The sequence below is a fragment of the Yoonia vestfoldensis genome (genome assembly GCF_002158905.1).
Taxonomy (GTDB): domain Bacteria; phylum Pseudomonadota; class Alphaproteobacteria; order Rhodobacterales; family Rhodobacteraceae; genus Yoonia; species Yoonia vestfoldensis_B.
On the sequence record NZ_CP021431.1, the window covers coordinates 2,856,047 to 2,870,982 of the forward strand.

At 63.3% G+C, this 14,936-nt stretch carries 21 protein-coding genes; 14 read left to right on the plus strand and 7 right to left on the minus strand.

Going from position 1 to position 14,936, the window contains the following annotated elements; all coding sequences use genetic code 11:
* Positions 1 to 51 precede the first annotated feature (51 nt).
* The 3 genes from LOKVESSMR4R_RS14285 to LOKVESSMR4R_RS14295 all read left to right on the plus strand — a co-directional run bounded on the left by LOKVESSMR4R_RS14285 (position 52) and on the right by LOKVESSMR4R_RS14295 (position 1,356).
* A complete protein-coding gene (locus LOKVESSMR4R_RS14285; protein ID WP_087209686.1) occupies positions 52 to 513 on the plus strand; it encodes an Lrp/AsnC family transcriptional regulator in 462 nt (153 codons plus the stop codon).
* Positions 514 to 600: 87 nt separating this feature from the next.
* Positions 601 to 741 carry an aa3-type cytochrome c oxidase subunit IV gene (locus LOKVESSMR4R_RS14290; protein WP_087209689.1) on the plus strand — a complete coding sequence of 47 codons (141 nt, stop codon included), beginning with the start codon at positions 601 to 603 and terminating at the stop codon, positions 739 to 741.
* 6 nt (positions 742 to 747) lie between these two features.
* Positions 748 to 1,356, plus strand: coding sequence for a hypothetical protein (locus tag LOKVESSMR4R_RS14295; protein ID WP_087209693.1), 609 nt, complete (start codon positions 748 to 750; stop codon positions 1,354 to 1,356).
* Here LOKVESSMR4R_RS14295 and LOKVESSMR4R_RS14300 read toward each other — a convergent pair.
* Together LOKVESSMR4R_RS14300 and LOKVESSMR4R_RS14305 are read right to left on the minus strand one after the other, a co-directional pair.
* On the minus strand, positions 1,346 to 1,681 hold the full coding sequence (locus tag LOKVESSMR4R_RS14300; protein ID WP_087209694.1) for an AzlD domain-containing protein: 336 nt from the start codon (positions 1,679 to 1,681) through the stop codon (positions 1,346 to 1,348). The two genes, LOKVESSMR4R_RS14295 and LOKVESSMR4R_RS14300, sit on opposite strands and share 11 nt — an antisense overlap.
* Entirely contained in the window at positions 1,678 to 2,400 is a 723-nt protein-coding gene (locus LOKVESSMR4R_RS14305) for an AzlC family ABC transporter permease (protein ID WP_087209698.1), read from the minus strand. The genes LOKVESSMR4R_RS14300 and LOKVESSMR4R_RS14305 overlap by 4 nt, the downstream gene beginning before the upstream one ends.
* A 60-nt stretch (positions 2,401 to 2,460) precedes the next feature.
* Here LOKVESSMR4R_RS14305 and LOKVESSMR4R_RS14310 point away from each other — a divergent pair, with 60 nt between their 5' ends.
* From LOKVESSMR4R_RS14310 to LOKVESSMR4R_RS14330, 5 genes are all read left to right on the plus strand, one after another.
* Positions 2,461 to 3,342 carry a formate dehydrogenase accessory sulfurtransferase FdhD gene (locus LOKVESSMR4R_RS14310; protein WP_087209701.1) on the plus strand — a complete coding sequence of 294 codons (882 nt, stop codon included), beginning with the start codon at positions 2,461 to 2,463 and terminating at the stop codon, positions 3,340 to 3,342.
* 72 nt (positions 3,343 to 3,414) lie between these two features.
* Positions 3,415 to 3,996 (plus strand): molybdenum cofactor guanylyltransferase MobA, encoded by a 582-nt coding sequence (mobA, locus tag LOKVESSMR4R_RS14315; RefSeq protein WP_087209707.1) that lies wholly within the window; start codon positions 3,415 to 3,417, stop codon positions 3,994 to 3,996.
* Positions 3,993 to 4,484: a molybdopterin-guanine dinucleotide biosynthesis protein B gene (gene mobB / locus LOKVESSMR4R_RS14320; protein WP_087209710.1), complete on the plus strand. Its 492-nt coding sequence runs from the start codon at positions 3,993 to 3,995 to the stop codon at positions 4,482 to 4,484. Before mobA ends, mobB begins: the two co-directional genes overlap by 4 nt.
* Positions 4,484 to 6,571, plus strand: a complete 2,088-nt coding sequence (glp, locus tag LOKVESSMR4R_RS14325; RefSeq protein ID WP_087209713.1) for a gephyrin-like molybdotransferase Glp — start codon at positions 4,484 to 4,486, stop codon at positions 6,569 to 6,571. The genes mobB and glp overlap by 1 nt, the downstream gene beginning before the upstream one ends.
* Positions 6,568 to 7,146: a GNAT family N-acetyltransferase gene (locus tag LOKVESSMR4R_RS14330; RefSeq protein ID WP_087209715.1), complete on the plus strand. Its 579-nt coding sequence runs from the start codon at positions 6,568 to 6,570 to the stop codon at positions 7,144 to 7,146. The genes glp and LOKVESSMR4R_RS14330 overlap by 4 nt, the downstream gene beginning before the upstream one ends.
* On the opposite strand, the gene mbfA is transcribed toward LOKVESSMR4R_RS14330, so the two are convergent.
* Complete coding sequence (gene mbfA, locus LOKVESSMR4R_RS14335) at positions 7,143 to 8,120, minus strand: iron exporter MbfA (protein ID WP_087209718.1); 978 nt, start codon at positions 8,118 to 8,120, stop codon at positions 7,143 to 7,145. The genes LOKVESSMR4R_RS14330 and mbfA overlap by 4 nt on opposite strands.
* Positions 8,121 to 8,264: 144 nt before the next feature.
* Between mbfA and LOKVESSMR4R_RS20245 the strand changes: the two genes are divergently transcribed.
* Positions 8,265 to 8,441: a hypothetical protein gene (locus tag LOKVESSMR4R_RS20245; RefSeq protein WP_157898231.1), complete on the plus strand. Its 177-nt coding sequence runs from the start codon at positions 8,265 to 8,267 to the stop codon at positions 8,439 to 8,441.
* 71 nt (positions 8,442 to 8,512) lie between these two features.
* A complete protein-coding gene (locus tag LOKVESSMR4R_RS14340; protein ID WP_087213312.1) occupies positions 8,513 to 9,136 on the plus strand; it encodes a TetR/AcrR family transcriptional regulator in 624 nt (207 codons plus the stop codon).
* On the opposite strand, the gene LOKVESSMR4R_RS14345 is transcribed toward LOKVESSMR4R_RS14340, so the two are convergent.
* Both LOKVESSMR4R_RS14345 and LOKVESSMR4R_RS14350 read right to left on the minus strand, forming a co-directional pair.
* On the minus strand, positions 9,133 to 9,873 hold the full coding sequence (locus LOKVESSMR4R_RS14345; RefSeq protein WP_087209720.1) for an NYN domain-containing protein: 741 nt from the start codon (positions 9,871 to 9,873) through the stop codon (positions 9,133 to 9,135). The two genes, LOKVESSMR4R_RS14340 and LOKVESSMR4R_RS14345, sit on opposite strands and share 4 nt — an antisense overlap.
* A 29-nt stretch (positions 9,874 to 9,902) precedes the next feature.
* Positions 9,903 to 11,015, minus strand: coding sequence for an S-(hydroxymethyl)glutathione dehydrogenase/class III alcohol dehydrogenase (locus LOKVESSMR4R_RS14350; protein ID WP_087209723.1), 1,113 nt, complete (start codon positions 11,013 to 11,015; stop codon positions 9,903 to 9,905).
* Between the two features lie 100 nt (positions 11,016 to 11,115).
* Between LOKVESSMR4R_RS14350 and LOKVESSMR4R_RS14355 the strand changes: the two genes are divergently transcribed.
* The 4 genes from LOKVESSMR4R_RS14355 (at position 11,116) to LOKVESSMR4R_RS14370 (ending at position 12,687) form a co-directional block, all read left to right on the plus strand.
* Positions 11,116 to 11,382 (plus strand): I78 family peptidase inhibitor, encoded by a 267-nt coding sequence (locus tag LOKVESSMR4R_RS14355; RefSeq protein ID WP_162290734.1) that lies wholly within the window; start codon positions 11,116 to 11,118, stop codon positions 11,380 to 11,382.
* 218 nt (positions 11,383 to 11,600) lie between these two features.
* Positions 11,601 to 11,939, plus strand: a complete 339-nt coding sequence (locus LOKVESSMR4R_RS14360) for a DUF2794 domain-containing protein (RefSeq protein ID WP_087209729.1) — start codon at positions 11,601 to 11,603, stop codon at positions 11,937 to 11,939.
* Between the two features lie 125 nt (positions 11,940 to 12,064).
* Positions 12,065 to 12,232: a hemin uptake protein HemP gene (gene hemP, locus LOKVESSMR4R_RS14365; RefSeq protein WP_087209732.1), complete on the plus strand. Its 168-nt coding sequence runs from the start codon at positions 12,065 to 12,067 to the stop codon at positions 12,230 to 12,232.
* Positions 12,229 to 12,687: a hypothetical protein gene (locus LOKVESSMR4R_RS14370; protein ID WP_087209735.1), complete on the plus strand. Its 459-nt coding sequence runs from the start codon at positions 12,229 to 12,231 to the stop codon at positions 12,685 to 12,687. Before hemP ends, LOKVESSMR4R_RS14370 begins: the two co-directional genes overlap by 4 nt.
* Here LOKVESSMR4R_RS14370 and LOKVESSMR4R_RS14375 read toward each other — a convergent pair.
* Together LOKVESSMR4R_RS14375 and LOKVESSMR4R_RS14380 are read right to left on the minus strand one after the other, a co-directional pair.
* Complete coding sequence (locus LOKVESSMR4R_RS14375) at positions 12,684 to 13,499, minus strand: C40 family peptidase (RefSeq protein WP_087209738.1); 816 nt, start codon at positions 13,497 to 13,499, stop codon at positions 12,684 to 12,686. The two genes, LOKVESSMR4R_RS14370 and LOKVESSMR4R_RS14375, sit on opposite strands and share 4 nt — an antisense overlap.
* Positions 13,496 to 14,872, minus strand: coding sequence for a leucyl aminopeptidase family protein (locus LOKVESSMR4R_RS14380; RefSeq protein ID WP_087209740.1), 1,377 nt, complete (start codon positions 14,870 to 14,872; stop codon positions 13,496 to 13,498). The genes LOKVESSMR4R_RS14375 and LOKVESSMR4R_RS14380 overlap by 4 nt, the downstream gene beginning before the upstream one ends.
* Between the last annotated feature and the right edge of the window lie 64 nt (positions 14,873 to 14,936).

Below are 14,936 nucleotides of genomic sequence, written 5' to 3' on the forward strand. Positions count from 1 at the left end.
GGTCCCAAAATACATTGTAATACGGGCTATTTATGAGATATCATCCCACATATGCCCGCTATTATCGACGAAACCGACCGCCGTATCCTGCAAGTGCTGCAAACCGACGCCAGCCTGTCCGTCGATGACATCAGCGCCGCCGTGCATCTGTCGCGCAATGCCTGCTGGCGGCGAATCAAGGCGCTGGAACAGGCGGGGGTGATCCGGGCGCGCGTCGCCTTGGTTGATCCGGCCAAGGTCGGCGTGCCGCTGATGGCGATGGTGCTGATCCGCACCAATGCCCATGACGCGCAATGGATGGATAAATTCCAGAAAGCCCTGCGCAGCCTGCCCGAGGTGGTCGGCGCCTATAGGATGACGGGTGATCTCGATTACGTTTTGCGCGTGCGCGTGGCCGATGTGCCGGCCTATGACGCGTTTTACAAACGGCTGACGGCGCGGATCTCGGTCTCGGATATTTCGGCCAGTTTCGTCATGGAGGAAATCAAGGAAACCACGGCGGTCCCGCTCTAGCGCATGACAAATCGTGACCACCTGACCGCGTGACAGCCTGCAACAAATCGGGTAAGCGAGAGCAAATCAGCAAATCAGGAGCCGACGATGGCCGACCACGACTATGAGCCCGGAAAGATGGACATCACCGAACAGGAAAAAACCTTTAACGGTTTCGTCAGCCTGTCGGTGAAAGGGGCGGTAATCTGCATCGCGCTGCTGATCCTGCTTGCGCTTGTGAACGCCTGATCACAGGTGCAGCGACGGTTCTTCCTGATCGGCGCGCCGCTGGCCTTGTCGGGCTGCGCTGCCCAAGAGGTCTGGGCGCCCGATGACATCGTCGCGCGCGCCATTTTTCGTGACCCCGACAACAGCTCTCTGACGCTCTATACGATGAAAAACAACGGCTCTGGCAACGGGGCCCATTCCGCGCTGCTGATCAATGCAAGCCAGCGGGTGCTGTTCGATCCGGCGGGGTCTTTCGTGCAGAACCGGATGCCGGAACGCAATGATGTGCTGTTCGGCGTGACACCAGAACTGGAACGGTTCTACGTCAGCTACCACGCCCGTGTGACCTATCATGTCGTCGGACAAACCGTACCGGTCGCGCCTGAAATTGCCGAACAGGCACTGCAACTGGCGCTGGCGAATGGGGCAGTGCCACAGGCGCATTGCGCGCGCGCCACCTCGCGGCTTTTGCGCCAATTGCCGGGCTTCGCTGGGATCCGGCAGACATGGTCCCCCAACCGGCTGTCAGATGATTTCGCCTACTTGCCCGGCGTGGAAACCCGCACCTACCGCGAGGACGACCCCGACGACAAGGGGATCGCCGCCGCCCGGATCAACGCCGTCCTTAGCGAATAGCGAATAACCACAGCGCCAGATAAAGCGTCCCGATCCCCGCAGCGATCCCCCAGATCGCGCTGCGGGTCTTGACGCCCACGGCCACCGTCACGACAGCCGCGACCATCCGCGCAGGATCGGGCGTGCCCTGCGTCGCAGCAGGCCAGAGCACAAGCGGCGCCACCATCCCCGGCAAAACCGCAACCGGCGTGAAACGCAGCAGTTTCAGCACGACAGGCGGCATCGGCCGATCACCGATCAACCCCAGAAACGAAAACCGGATCAGAAAGGTCCCGATCCCAAGGATCGCGATGATCAGCCAGATCTCGAAAGTGGTATAGGTCATGGCTTGCGCCTTTCCATCCAGGTCTCGACCAGCGCGCCCGTCACCATCGCCGCCGCCGCCGCCACCAGCAACCCGGTGCCCGAAGGCAGCCCGACCAGCGCCAGCGCGACGCTGACCGACACAGCCGCCGCCGCCACATGGGCCAGCGATTTCAGCATCGGCGACACCATGGCCAGGAACATGATCGGCACGATGAAATCCAGCGCCCAGGCCTCGGGAATGGCGGATCCAACCATGATCCCGACCAAGGTCATGATGAACCACAAAGGCGTGATCGGTGTGGCCACCCCCAGGAAATACAAGACACGGTCCTGCATGCGCATGTCGGGGCGCGCCTCATAGCGGGCGACAGAGGTGATATAGGTCTGGTCGAAATTCAGATAGGCCACCAGCGCACGTTGCCACAAAGGGGCGGCCCCCAGATAGGGCACCAAGGATGCCGAATACATCGCCATGCGCAGATTGACCGCCAATGCGGCCAGCAGGACAAAGGCGATGCCCGCATCCTCCATCATCATCTGCACGGCGGCAAATTGCGCAGCCCCCGCGATGACCAGAACCGTGAACCCCATCGCCTGGCCGACCGTTAGCCCCGCATCAGTCGCCACCACGCCGAACAAAGTCGCGAAAGGCACGGCCATCAGCACGAAAGGACTGCCATCGCGCAGCCCCGCCCAATAGGCGGATGGCGCAGGGGATTTGACGGTGGAACTTGTCATGGCTATGGCCTAGCTTGGCTGCGGTAAGGCAGGCTTAAACCCGTGAAATGGAAATGACAATTGGCACGACTTGATGATCTTTCCTCCTATCTGATCGCCCCCGATCCGGCAGCAGACCGGCTGACGCGGGCGGTCACCGGCACCGACCAGACCGGCGCGCCCATCGACCTGCGCGTGATCGAGGAACGGCCCCTGACGATCTATCTCAACGGCCAGGAAATCGTCACCGCCATGACAATCGGGGATTATCCGCGCTATCTGGCGCTGGGGTTCCTGCGCAACCAGGGCATGCTGCGCGCCGATGATACCGTGACCGGCATCGATTATGACGAAGAGCTGGAAACCGTGGTCGTGCGCACGGCGTCAAAAACCACCTTCGAGGACAAGCTGCGCAAGAAAACCCGCACCAGCGGCTGCGCGGTTGGCACGGTCTTTGGCGATATGATGGAAGGGCTGGCAGGCGTCACCCTGCCCGACATGCCGCTGCGGACCTCCGATCTTTACGCGCTGGCGGCAACGATCAACCGGACCCCCTCGCTCTATCTTTCGGCAGGGGCGATCCATGGCACGGTGCTGTGCCAGGGCGCGCGCCCGCTGGTCTATATGGAAGATGTGGGGCGCCATAATGCGGTGGACAAGATCGCCGGCTGGATGCACCACCACAAGGTCGAGGCCGGTGACAAATTGCTTTACACGACAGGGCGGCTGACCTCGGAAATGGTGATCAAGACGGCCCTGATGGGGATACCCGCGCTGGCCTCGCGGTCGGGTTTCACCGCTTGGGGCGTGGAAATCGCACGCGAAATCGGGCTGACCCTGATCGGGCGGATGAAAGGGCAGCGGTTTGTCTGCCTCGCCGGTGAAGACCGCCTGATCCGCGATGCCGATCCGGCCGCGATCCCGGACGAACCGGCGCGCGCCGGGCGAAAGGCCGCCACATGAATCCCGCAGCTTCTTTTTTCCAAAATACTCCCGCCGGAGGCTCCCAAATCACCGGCATCCACAGGTGTCTGCGTGAACGCGCCGCTTGGGGTGATCCTCGCGGGCGGGCTTGCGACGCGGATGGGGGGCGGCGACAAAGGGCTGTTGCCCTTGGGCGACAGCACGATCCTGGGGCATGTGATTGACCGGTTGGCGCCGCAGGTGGCGGGGCTGGCGCTCAATGCCAACGGCGATCCCGCGCGCTTTGCCGCGGTCGGCCTGCCGGTGATCGCAGACAGTATCGCGGATTTCGCAGGGCCTTTGTCGGGGGTGCTGGCGGGGCTGGACTGGGCGGCGGACCAAGGGGCCAGCCATATCGTGACCGCCGCCGCCGACACGCCGTTTCTGCCCTGCGATCTGGTACCGCGCCTGCAACTGGCGGGGGGCAATCAGGGGCTGGCGCTGGCGGCAAGCCCGGGGGGCCGACAGCCGACCTTTGGTCTGTGGCCGGTCGCCCTGCGCGAGGATCTGCGCGCAGCGTTGCTGGGCGGATTGCGCAAGGTCGTGCTTTGGACCAATGACCATGGCGCAGGCACGGCGGAATTCCCCGATGACATCGCCTTTTTCAACGTCAACACGCCGGATGATCTGGCCCGCGCGCAGGGAATGCTATGAAAATATATGGCATCGTCGGCTATAAAAACGCGGGCAAGACCGGGCTGATGGAACGGCTCGTGACAGAGATCACAGGCCGCGGGATCAGCGTGTCGACCCTCAAACACGCGCATCATACGTTCGACGTGGATCACCCCGGCAAGGATTCCTATCGCCACCGGCAGGCGGGGGCGCAGCAGGTGCTGCTTGCCTCTGGCACGCGCTGGGCGCTGATGAGCGAATTGCGCGGCGCGGCGGAACCGCCGCTGGCCGATCTGTTGCAGCTGTTGTCACCGGTCGATCTGGTGCTGGTCGAGGGCTATAAACGCGACGCCCATCCCAAGGTCGAAGCCTTTCGCGCCGTGACGGGCAATCCGCTGATCGCGCCGGGCGATCCGACCGTGCGCGCGGTGGCCAGTGACACGGGCCTGACATTGGACCGGCCGGTCTTTGATCTCGATGACACGGCCGCCATCGCCGATTTCATCCTCGCCGAGGTCGGATTGTAATGTGGGACACCGTGCTGATCGTCGATTGGTCAGGTGGCAACGACCGCGGCGCCAGCCCCAAGAAAGACGCGATCTGGACGGGTGTGGCCCGCGCAGGCCAGGCAGAGGACCCGGTCTATCACCGCAACCGCCAGCTGGCCGAGGCCTGGATCATCCAGTTTCTGACCGATGAACATGCCGCCGGACGCCGCGTGCTGGCCGGGTTCGATTTCGCCTTTGGCTATCCGGCAGGCTTCGGCCGGGTGCTGACCGGATCGGACGATCCTTTTGCGATCTGGGACTGGTTCGCCGCCCATGTGCAGGACAGCCCCAAGGCCAATAACCGTTTCGATCTGGCGGGGCAGATCAACGCGCGTTTCCCCGGGATCGGCCCGTTCTGGGGCAATGGGCTGGCGCGTGACATTCCCGACCTGCCCCGCAAGGGGCTGGCGCGGCATGGGCATGGGATCGCCGAAAAACGCGCGGCCGAACAGCAGGCGAAAGGGGCCTTTGCGGTCTGGCAGCTGTCTGGTGCGGGGGCTGTCGGCAGTCAGGTCATCATGGGGCTGCCAGTTCTGGCGCGGCTGCGGCAGCGCTTTGGTGCAGATCTGGCGGTCTGGCCGTTTGAGCCGCTGACCCCGCCGATCGCCTTGGTCGAGGTCTGGCCCTCGCTGATTGCCAAGACCATCGCCGCCACCTGCCCGCCAGGGGCGATCAAGGATGCGCATCAGGTCCGGGTTCTGGCACAGGCGATCTCGGCACTGGCGCCCGAAGATCTGGCACGCATGCTCGATGCGCCGGGTGGCACTGCCGAAGGCGCGATCCTGGGGCTGGGCCATGTGGCGCTGCTGGAACAGGCGGCCCGCGCGCCGGTCTTGCGCAATGATTGCTTTGCGCTGCCCCAAGGCGTGCATTGGACCCCGGTGGATCAGGCCTTGGCGCATCTGCGTCAGCATTTGCCACCCGTTGCTGGGGTGCAACCCCAGCCCCTTGCTGCCGCAGCAGGACAATATCTGGCACAGGATGTCACAGCCTTGCGCGCCCATCCCCCCAGCCCCAATGCGGCGGTTGATGGCTATGGCTTTGCCGGACCGGCAGGCACCGGCGCACAACGGCTGACGCTGGTCCAGGGGCGGTCCGCCGCGGGGCAACCTTATGACGGCACTATCCGCGCAGGACAGGCGATCCGCATCCTGACGGGCGCGGATTTGCCAGATGGCGTCGATACCGTGGTGATGCAAGAAGACGTGCAGGCAACCGATACGGCCATCACCTTTCAAGGCCCGCTCAAACGCGGGGCCAATGCGCGGGCCGCAGGCGAGGATATGGCCGCAGGCCAGATCATCGCGCGGCAGGGGCGCAGGCTGACCCCTGCGGATCTGGGCATGTGCGCCGCGGCAGGGATCGGCCAGCTGCTGGTCTATCGGCCTTTGCGGGTTGGCATCCTGTCCACCGGTGACGAATTGCGCGACCCGGGCAGCACGATTGCCCAAGGGCAGATTTTCGACGCCAACCGCCCGATGCTGGCCGCACTGGTGCACCAATGGGGGCATCAGGCGGTCGATCTGGGGCGCGCGCCTGATAACCGCAGCATCCTGCGTGGCATGCTGGATCAAGCAGCCGCGACCTGCGATGTGATCCTGACCTCGGGCGGGGCCTCGGCCGGGGACGAAGATCATATGTCCGCCTTGCTGGCCGGCACCGGCTCGCTGGCCTTGTGGCGGGTGGCGATGAAACCGGGGCGACCGCTTGCCATGGGTCTCTGGGGCGGCAGGCCGGTGCTGGGCCTGCCCGGCAATCCGGTCGCGGCGATGGTCTGCGCGCTGGTCTTTGCGCATCCGGCATTGGCGCTGATGGCAGGTGGCGACTGGCCGGAACCGCAAGGTTTTACCCTGCCCGCCGCCTTTGCCAAAACCAAAAAGGCCGGGCGGCGCGAATATCTGCGCGCCCGGATCAGGGATGGCAAAGCCGAGGTTTTCGCCTCGGAAGGATCGGGGCGGGTCAGCGGGCTGGCCTGGGCCGAAGGGCTGGTCATGCTGCCCGATGCGGCGATGACGATCACCCCCGGCGATCCGGTCACCTATCTGCCCTTTGGCAGTTTCAGATGAATATCACCATCGGCATCCCCGATACGCACCGGGCCGACGTCGCTGCGCTATATTGGGAAGCTTTTGGCGCAAAGCTGGGTTTGGTCATGGGGCCGAAACACCGCGCGCTTTTGTTCATCGGCCAGGTCCTGCGCGCCGATCACGGCATTTGCGCGCATGACGCGCAGGGCCGCCTGTTGGGGGTGGCGGGGTTCAAAACGCCGCAAGGCGCGCTGGTCAGCGGCAGTTTCACCGATCTGCGGCGGGTCTATGGCTGGGCCGGGGCCGTGCTGCGCAGCGGTCTTTTGGCGGCGCTGGAACGCGACACCGATAATGACCGTTTCCTGATGGACGGGATCTTTGTCGCCCCGGCATATCGCGGGCGCGGTGTGGGCAGCGCCCTGCTGGACGCAATCACCGCCGAGGCCAAGACGCGCGGTTACCGGCAGGTCCGGCTAGACGTGATCGACACGAACCCACGGGCGCGCGCGCTTTACCGGCAGCGCGGCTTTGTCGAGACGCAGACCCATCAGATGGGGCTGTGGCGGCATGTCTTTGGGTTCAATGCCGTCACAACCATGGTCCGCGATATCTAGCCCGACCCGATCAGCGCCCCAGCGGCAAAGACCAAGGCCCCGCCCAGAACCACCTGAAACACCGCCCGCCCCCATGGCGTCTGCATATATTTGTTCTGTATCCAGGCAATCGCCCATAATTCGACGACCACAACGATCAGTGCCACGGTCGTGGCGGTCCAGAAATCGGTGATCAGATAGGGCAGCGCATGGCCCAGACCGCCGATCGTGGTCATCACCCCTGCCGCCAGCCCGCGTTTATAGGGCGAACCACGGCCCGAAATCTTGCCGTCATCCGACGCAGCCTCGGTGAAACCCATCGAGATGCCCGCCCCCACCGAGGCCGCCAGCCCGACCAGAAACGTGGTCCATGTGTCCTGCGTTGCAAAAGCCACCGCGAAAATCGGGGCCAGTGTGGACACCGACCCATCCATCAACCCCGCCAGACCCGGCTGCACCCAGGTCAGCACGAATTGGCGATAGGCGGCGGATTCCTCGGTTGATTTGACATCACCATCCAGATGCGTCGCCGCCAAATTCGCGGCCTTGTCGGCATGCCCGGCCTCGGCTGCGGCCAGATCGCCCAGCAATTTGCGGGTCGCGGCATCGCGCGCATGACTGGCGGCGATTTCATAGAAACGCTGCGCATCATGTTCCATCCGCGCCGCCTCGTCGCGGATCCGCGCAAGGCCCAGGTTTTCAACCAGCCATGTCGGGCGACGTGCATAGAACCCGGCCACATGTTCGCGCCGGATCAGCGGGATGACATCACCGAACCGCGCGACATGCAGGTCGATCAGGCGGCGGCGATGCGCGTCCTCTTCAAGCGCCATACCATCGAAAACGGCGGCAGAGGCGGGATAGGCCGGGCGCAGTTTTTCGGCATAGGCACGATAGATGCGGGCATCATCCTCTTCGGATGAAATCGCCAGGGCAAGAATTTCCTGTTCCGACAGGTCGTTGAAACGGCGGCGGTCGGCGAATCCGAGAATCATCGGGCATCCTCCTTTAGAATGATTCTAACTTAGGCAGCCATGGCGCGCTGGCAAGTGCGGAAAGTGAACCCGTCAGTTCATTTTCTTATTGCACAAGTGAACTAGACTGTTTAGTTATGCCCTCACTCAGCACAGGAGACCCCCATGACCCGCCTGGTATTTGCATCCATGTTTTGTGCGGCCTTCGCAGCGCCTGCCCTGTCATTGTTCATCAGCCTGCCGTCGCTGACCCGCCCGCCGGTGATGCCGATCGAGGAACGCCCGGCCTCTTGCGGCATCGCACAACCGCTGGTCGAGGTCTGCGCCATGCCCATCGGATAGGCCGGGGCGCGTCTAATCACCTTGCCCAAAGTGAACCGCGCGGTTTATAGTGAACCCATGGGGAGATCATGATGCCAGATGGTGCAACAGAGCCGAAAAAGGGCCGCAAACTCGATCAGGTTCTGGAAGGTGCGCGTCAGGTGTTCATGTCCGACGGATATGAAGGCGCGTCAGTGGATGATATCGCGCGCGCTGCGGGCGTGTCCAAGGCGACGCTTTACAGCTATTTCCCGGATAAGAAATTGCTATTCATGCAGGTTGCGAAAATGGCCTGCCACCGTCAGGCCCGCCACGTTATCGAAACCGTTGATTTCAACGCCCCCGCGGCAGTCGTGCTGCGCAATATCGCAACCGAAATGGTCGATTTCATCACCTCTGAATTCGGCACCCGGGTCTTTCGTATCTGCGTCGCGGAAAGCAGCCGCTTCCCCGAGCTGGCACGCGAATTCTACGAATCTGCCCCGATGCTGCTGCGCGCGCGCGTCGTCGACTTTTTGCACATCGCGATGGAGCGTGGCGAATTGCAGATCGATGATGTCGTTCTGGCCGCCGACCAATTCCATGAATTATGCAAGGCGGATCTGTTCCTGCGCATGGTGTTCAGCATGTCCGACAATTTTACCCGCGCCGAACGGGACCGGGTCATCAATGGCGCGGTCGAGATGTTCATGGCCCGTTACGGCGTGAAAGCCTAATCCAGCCTGCGCGCCTCGAGGTGGTTGCCCTGGCCTTTGCGCACCTCGAACCGGCCCGATTTGACCAGAAGATCGGATAGTTTCGCGCTGCCATAGGTGCGCGGGTCGAAATCGGGGGCGGCGCGGGTGATATATTGGCCCAGCTGGCCCAGCGAATACCATTCCCCTTCGGCGTCGATACTATCCATCGCCTTGATCACCATCGGGATCGCGGCCGAGGGCGGTTTGCGTGTCGGCGTGCTTGCAGGGGCGGGCTTTGTCGTCTCGCCTTTGGCGGCGACCGGCTGATCCTTGTCCTGATCCACAAGGTTTTCGATCAAGATGAACCGGTTGCAGACATTGCGCAGGCTGACGGGCGCCTTGCCTTCACCGATCCCGATCACGACGACACCGTTTTCGCGCAGCCGGTTGGCCAGGGCTGTGAAATCGCTGTCGGAACTGACCAGCACGAAGCCGTCAAATCGGCCCGAGTGCAGAATATCCATCGCATCGATGACCAGGCCGATGTCGCTGGCATTCTTGCCACGGGTATTGGCGGTTTCCTGATTGGCGACAAGGCCCAGCTCTACGACCTCTTTCTTCCAGCCGCCCAAGGCGGGGCTGGACCAGTCACCGTAAACCCGGCGCAGGGCCGGTTCGCCATAGGTGGTGACCTCGCGCAGGATGGGGCCTGCGTATTTGGCAGGGATATTATCCGCGTCGATCAACACGGCCAGCAACATACGATCCTTGGCCATGTCTGCCCTTTCTGTGCCGGTGGTCCAGCTTAAAATTCGACAACCGCGCGGATGCTTTCGCCCGCATGCATCAGATCAAAGCCCTTGTTGATGTCCTCAAGCTTCAGCCTATGGGTGATCATCGGGTCGATCTCGATCTTGCCCTGCATATACCAATCCACGATCTTGGGCACATCCGTGCGCCCGCGCGCGCCGCCAAAGGCCGTGCCACGCCAGCTGCGCCCGGTCACCAGCTGAAACGGCCGGGTCGAGATTTCGGCCCCTGCAGGTGCCACGCCGATGATGATGCTTTCGCCCCAGCCTTTATGCGCGGCTTCCAATGCGGTGCGCATCACGCCGACATTGCCGGTGGCGTCGAATGTGTAATCGGCCCCGCCCTTGGTCAGCGCCACCAGATGCGCGACCAGATCGCCCGTCACTTTCGACGGGTTCACGAAATCGGTCATGCCGAAACGGGTGGCCATCTCGACCTTGCTGTCGTTCAGGTCGACACCGACGATCTGGTCAGCGCCCGCCAGACGCAGACCCTGAAGCACGTTCAGCCCGATCCCGCCCAAACCAAAGACGATGGCACGGCTGCCGATTTCGACCTTGGCGGTGTTGATGACCGCACCGATGCCAGTGGTGACACCGCAGCCGATGTAACAGATCTTGTCGAATGGCGCATCCTTGCGCACCTTGGCCAGCGCGATTTCCGGCAGGACCGTGTGATTGGCAAAGGTCGAACAGCCCATGTAATGCAGGATCGGCGTGCCATCGAGCATCGAAAACCGGCTGGTGCCGTCGGGCATGAGGCCTTGGCCCTGGGTCGTGCGAATCGACTGGCACAGGTTGGTTTTCGGGTTCAGGCAATATTCGCATTCGCGGCATTCGGGCGTGTAAAGCGGGATGACGTGATCGCCGGGCTGCAAGGATGTGACCCCTTCGCCGACCTCGATCACGACGCCTGCACCTTCATGGCCAAGAATGGCGGGAAACAGGCCCTCGGGGTCGGCGCCCGAACGGGTGAATTCATCCGTATGGCAAATGCCCGTTGCCTTGATCTCGACCAGAACCTCGCCCGCGCGCGGGCCTTCGAGATTGACTTCCATGACCTGCAAAGGCGCGCCAGCCGCCATTGCCACTGCTGCTCTTGTGCGCATATCGACCTCTCCGTGCTGCGATAAACTGTTGATCTGCGAAACCGGGCGGGATTTCAACCACCCACTTGCCAAAGCCGGTGATAGCAGGAAAACTGACGCCATGCGCCATCTGATCCCCTTGCTGTTTCTTGCCGCCTGCGCCAGCACGCAGGACCCGCCCCGCGGCCCGTCGCTGCCCGATACCTGCGGCGCGGGTGATTACAGCTATCTTGTCGGACAGCCCGCCCGCGCGCTGGAACGGGTGCTGATCATGGAAGAATTGCGCATCATCCGCCCCCAAACCATGGTGACGATGGATTACCGCGCGGGCCGGATCAATTTCAAGATCAGCGATCAAGATATCATCACGGATGTCACCTGCGGCTAGGGCATAGCGAAAGTCCTCGATGCCACGGACTGGGTGGGGGCTTTGGGCCGCAGCATCGAGGTAGCATTTCGCTATGTGTTAACTATTGCCAAGCTGTGTGTTCCAATTTGGCTGCGCTCTGGGCATTCCGGCGGTATTATTGCGGCGGAACCAAGGCTGCGCGCGGTCCTTCTGTCAAAGGGGCTTGATTTCAGGGGCGGTCGGCGCGAGCATTCCCAATGACCATCCAGACCCCTACCCCGTTCGACGCGCCCGCACAGGTCGCTTTTCACCGCACCGAACTGGCGCTGATTCTCGGGCTTTATGGACGGATGGTCGCGGCGGGCGAATGGCGCGACTATGGCATTTCCAATCTGCGCGACATGGCGGTCTTTTCGATCTTCCGGCGCACGGCGGAAAATCCGCTGTACCGGATCGAGAAACATCCCCGCCTGCGGCTGCGCCAGGGGCAATATGCCGTGGTCGGCATGGATGGGCAGGTGCTGAAACGCGGCAATGACCTGCGGTCCGTGCTGCAGGTGCTGGAACGCAAGCTGATCCGGCTGGTCACGAAATAATTTATACCTGACTAAAAAACTCAGGTTGACATTCCGGCCCGTCGGCAGGATGATCTGACCGTGTCCAGCCAGCCTGTCCCCCCGTGCAAGCAAGCCCGATCAAATATTTGAAAGGTCCGTGGCAAATGACAATTCACTCTCTTCCCAAGTCGGCGACACCGGCAACCCGCGCGCTTCCGGCCCATGAGGCATCCCGTTTGACCGAAGGCGGGGACCAGGCCCATATCGTGCTGAACGATCAGACCTACACTTTGCGGATCACCCGTGCCGGCAAGCTGATCTTGACGAAATGACCATTCATGACCCGTCGCTTGGCAGCCAGGCGATCACCCGCCTGTCCCAGCTTGATGATCTGGAAGCCTGCGTCGTGATCTATCTGCGCCTGTGGTGCGCGGGGCCTGTGGGACGTTGCGCCATGCGCAGCGATCTGGCCAATGGTCTGGGCGCGCCGCGCGCGGCAATGGCGACCGATGCTTTCGCGGCGATGTTCAGCATGCTGACCCGCCACCCGCGCAACCCGCTGCGCCATAACGCCTTGCAAAGCGCCTGCCTGCATCCGGACGAGACCAGCTTTGCGCGCTTTGTGGCGCAGGCGGCCAGTGGCGACCGCGAAGGCGCGTTATGGTTGGCACTGCCGATGGTGCGCGCCGATCTGGCCCCGCAGCTGACGGCGGCGGCGACCGATTTCGGCTTGCGGATCAGGCAGATGCTGGTGCAGCGGCCCGATACAACGCCCTATCTGCACTAGATCCGGCGGCGCGCAGTGATCGGACCGCCGCCCTGTGCGGCGATGCGCAGGGTTGCGGCCTCCAGCGGTTCATAAGCGGTGGCCATGTGATGCGCATTGGCATGGATCAGGGTTGCCGCATCCACCATCATCGCAACATGGCCGCGCCAAAAGATCAGGTCACCGCGCTGCGCCGCACCGCCAAAATCGGCGCCAAGTCCCGCGCATTGCAGATCGCTATCCGCAGGACATGCGACAGCGCAGGCCCCCAAGGCGGCCGCCACCAGCCCTGAACAATCAATGCCCCGCGTGGAATTGCCCCCCCAAAGATAGGGCACCCCGAAATGCAGCTGCGCCACGGTGGCCGGATCGGTGAACGGCCGGTCCAGTGGGCGCAAATGCTTTTTCGGGACATAGCCGACCGTCGTCTCAAAGAATTTTGCCCGTTCATCCAGCACGCTGACCCGCGCCCCGAATGGCAGCGCCATGACATCGGGCGATTTCATATCCTCGGTCAGATAGGCATGGGTGGCTGCTGTGCCGACACTATGGGTGACCTGCTGCACAGGCCCCAACCTGTCCGAGGCGACATAGCCGACATAGCCATCCACCGCCTGCACAAAGGACCAGCCACCCCGATCCTCGAAGACCGTCACGACCGCGCCCAGCAGCAATTGGCGGTCCCGCGCGCCCGCAGGTGCGGCGCAAAGGTCGCTGAACGGCCGGATCAGCATCATCGGCTGGCCTGCCAGATAGCGGTCAGCCGTGACCTGCCCCGCCAGATGCAGGGCCGCGACACGCCCATTGGCCGGTGTCAGGCGGCGGTCGGTCACAGGCGCAAAAGCTGCGGCAATGCCGCCAGCACCGCCCGCGCGCCCATGCCGATGCCGCCCTTGGGGCGCGACGGGGCCGCGGATGGCTGCCAGCCGTAGATATCGAAATGGACATAGGGGCTTTGCACGAACCGCCGCAGGAACAAGGCCGCAGTGATCGCACCCGCCATGCCGCCACCCGGCGCATTGTCCAGATCGGCAATGCCCGGTTCGATCAGCGCCTCATAGGGGTCATGAAACGGCATCCGCCAGACCGGATCGGCCACCTGCCGCGCGGCTGTGGCGATGGCGGCGGCATGATCGTCGCTGTCGGTAAAGAACGGCGCCAGATCCGGCCCCACCGCGACCCGCGCAGCCCCGGTCAGCGTCGCCATGGAAATCACCAGATCGGGCGTTTCCTCATCCGCCAGCGCCAGCGCATCGGCCAGCACCAGGCGGCCTTCGGCATCGGTATTATTGATCTCGACCGTCAGCCCCTTGCGCGAGGATAGAATATCCTGCGGCCGAAACGCATTGCCCGCGATGCTGTTTTCAACGGCGGGGATCAGCACGCGCAGCCGCAGCTTGACGCCCAGCGCCATGATCATCTGCGCCAGCCCCAGCACCGTCGCCGCACCGCCCATATCCTTTTTCATCAACCCCATGGAGGCACCGGGTTTGATATTCAGCCCACCAGTGTCGAAACACACGCCCTTGCCAACCAGCGTCAGGGTCGGACCGGCATCGCCCCAGCGCATGTCGATCAGGCGCGGCGCGCGGGTGCTGGCGCGCCCGACCGCATGGATCAGCGGAAAATCCGTGATCAGGTCGTCACCTGTCGTGACAGTGATCGCGGCATCATGGGCCAGGGCCAGAACGCGCGCGGCATCCTCCAGCTCTTGCGGCCCCATATCCGATGCGGGCGTGTTGATCAGGTCGCGGGTCAGCGCCTCGGCCTGAGCGATGATCTGGATGCGCGCCGCGTCGATCCCGTCAGGCGCAACAAGCCCCGCGATCGGCGTGGCGGCTTTGCGGTAACGGTCGAACTGATAGCCCGCCAGCAACCAGCCAAGGGCGGCTTCTTCCAGATCAAGGCCCGACAGGCCGGATGCGATGCGATAGACGCCCTTGGGCAATTGCCGCGCCACGGCCCCGATGTGGAACCGCCCGCGCGCGCGCGCCTGCGCCGTGCCATAGCCGACCAGCACCTCGGCCAGACCGCCCTGCGCATCGGGCAAGACCAAGACCTGCCCCAGCGCGCCGGTAAACCCATGCTGGCTGGCCCAGGCCTGCCCGGCCGCAGGCAAGGCGGCGATATATGCGGATGCCTCTTGCGATGGCAGAACATGCAGTGGGATCGCATCAGGATTAGCGGCAGCAAAAGTCAGGCGCATGGGTCATCCAGTCAGGTCATATCACCTGACAGAGTAACCGCCGCCATCCGGGCTGCAAGGGCCA

Excerpts from the sequence above, each read along its gene's own strand:
- LOKVESSMR4R_RS14355 (WP_162290734.1), top strand. The coding sequence starts at position 11,116 with ATGCGCCATCTGATCCCCTTGCTGTTTCTTGCCGCCTGCGCCAGCACG.
- LOKVESSMR4R_RS14380 (WP_087209740.1), bottom strand. The coding sequence starts at position 14,872 with ATGCGCCTGACTTTTGCTGCCGCTAATCCTGATGCGATCCCACTGCAT.
- LOKVESSMR4R_RS14330 (WP_087209715.1), top strand. The coding sequence starts at position 6,568 with ATGAATATCACCATCGGCATCCCCGATACGCACCGGGCCGACGTCGCT.
- LOKVESSMR4R_RS14360 (WP_087209729.1), top strand. The coding sequence starts at position 11,601 with ATGACCATCCAGACCCCTACCCCGTTCGACGCGCCCGCACAGGTCGCT.
- mobB (WP_087209710.1), top strand. The coding sequence starts at position 3,993 with ATGAAAATATATGGCATCGTCGGCTATAAAAACGCGGGCAAGACCGGG.
- LOKVESSMR4R_RS14285 (WP_087209686.1), top strand. The coding sequence starts at position 52 with ATGCCCGCTATTATCGACGAAACCGACCGCCGTATCCTGCAAGTGCTG.
- hemP (WP_087209732.1), top strand. The coding sequence starts at position 12,065 with ATGACAATTCACTCTCTTCCCAAGTCGGCGACACCGGCAACCCGCGCG.
- LOKVESSMR4R_RS14345 (WP_087209720.1), bottom strand. The coding sequence starts at position 9,873 with ATGGCCAAGGATCGTATGTTGCTGGCCGTGTTGATCGACGCGGATAAT.
- LOKVESSMR4R_RS14300 (WP_087209694.1), bottom strand. The coding sequence starts at position 1,681 with ATGACCTATACCACTTTCGAGATCTGGCTGATCATCGCGATCCTTGGG.
- LOKVESSMR4R_RS14370 (WP_087209735.1), top strand. The coding sequence starts at position 12,229 with ATGACCATTCATGACCCGTCGCTTGGCAGCCAGGCGATCACCCGCCTG.
- LOKVESSMR4R_RS14305 (WP_087209698.1), bottom strand. The coding sequence starts at position 2,400 with ATGACAAGTTCCACCGTCAAATCCCCTGCGCCATCCGCCTATTGGGCG.
- LOKVESSMR4R_RS14350 (WP_087209723.1), bottom strand. The coding sequence starts at position 11,015 with ATGCGCACAAGAGCAGCAGTGGCAATGGCGGCTGGCGCGCCTTTGCAG.
- LOKVESSMR4R_RS14290 (WP_087209689.1), top strand. The coding sequence starts at position 601 with ATGGCCGACCACGACTATGAGCCCGGAAAGATGGACATCACCGAACAG.
- LOKVESSMR4R_RS14340 (WP_087213312.1), top strand. The coding sequence starts at position 8,513 with ATGCCAGATGGTGCAACAGAGCCGAAAAAGGGCCGCAAACTCGATCAG.
- mbfA (WP_087209718.1), bottom strand. The coding sequence starts at position 8,120 with ATGATTCTCGGATTCGCCGACCGCCGCCGTTTCAACGACCTGTCGGAA.
- glp (WP_087209713.1), top strand. The coding sequence starts at position 4,484 with ATGTGGGACACCGTGCTGATCGTCGATTGGTCAGGTGGCAACGACCGC.
- LOKVESSMR4R_RS20245 (WP_157898231.1), top strand. The coding sequence starts at position 8,265 with ATGACCCGCCTGGTATTTGCATCCATGTTTTGTGCGGCCTTCGCAGCG.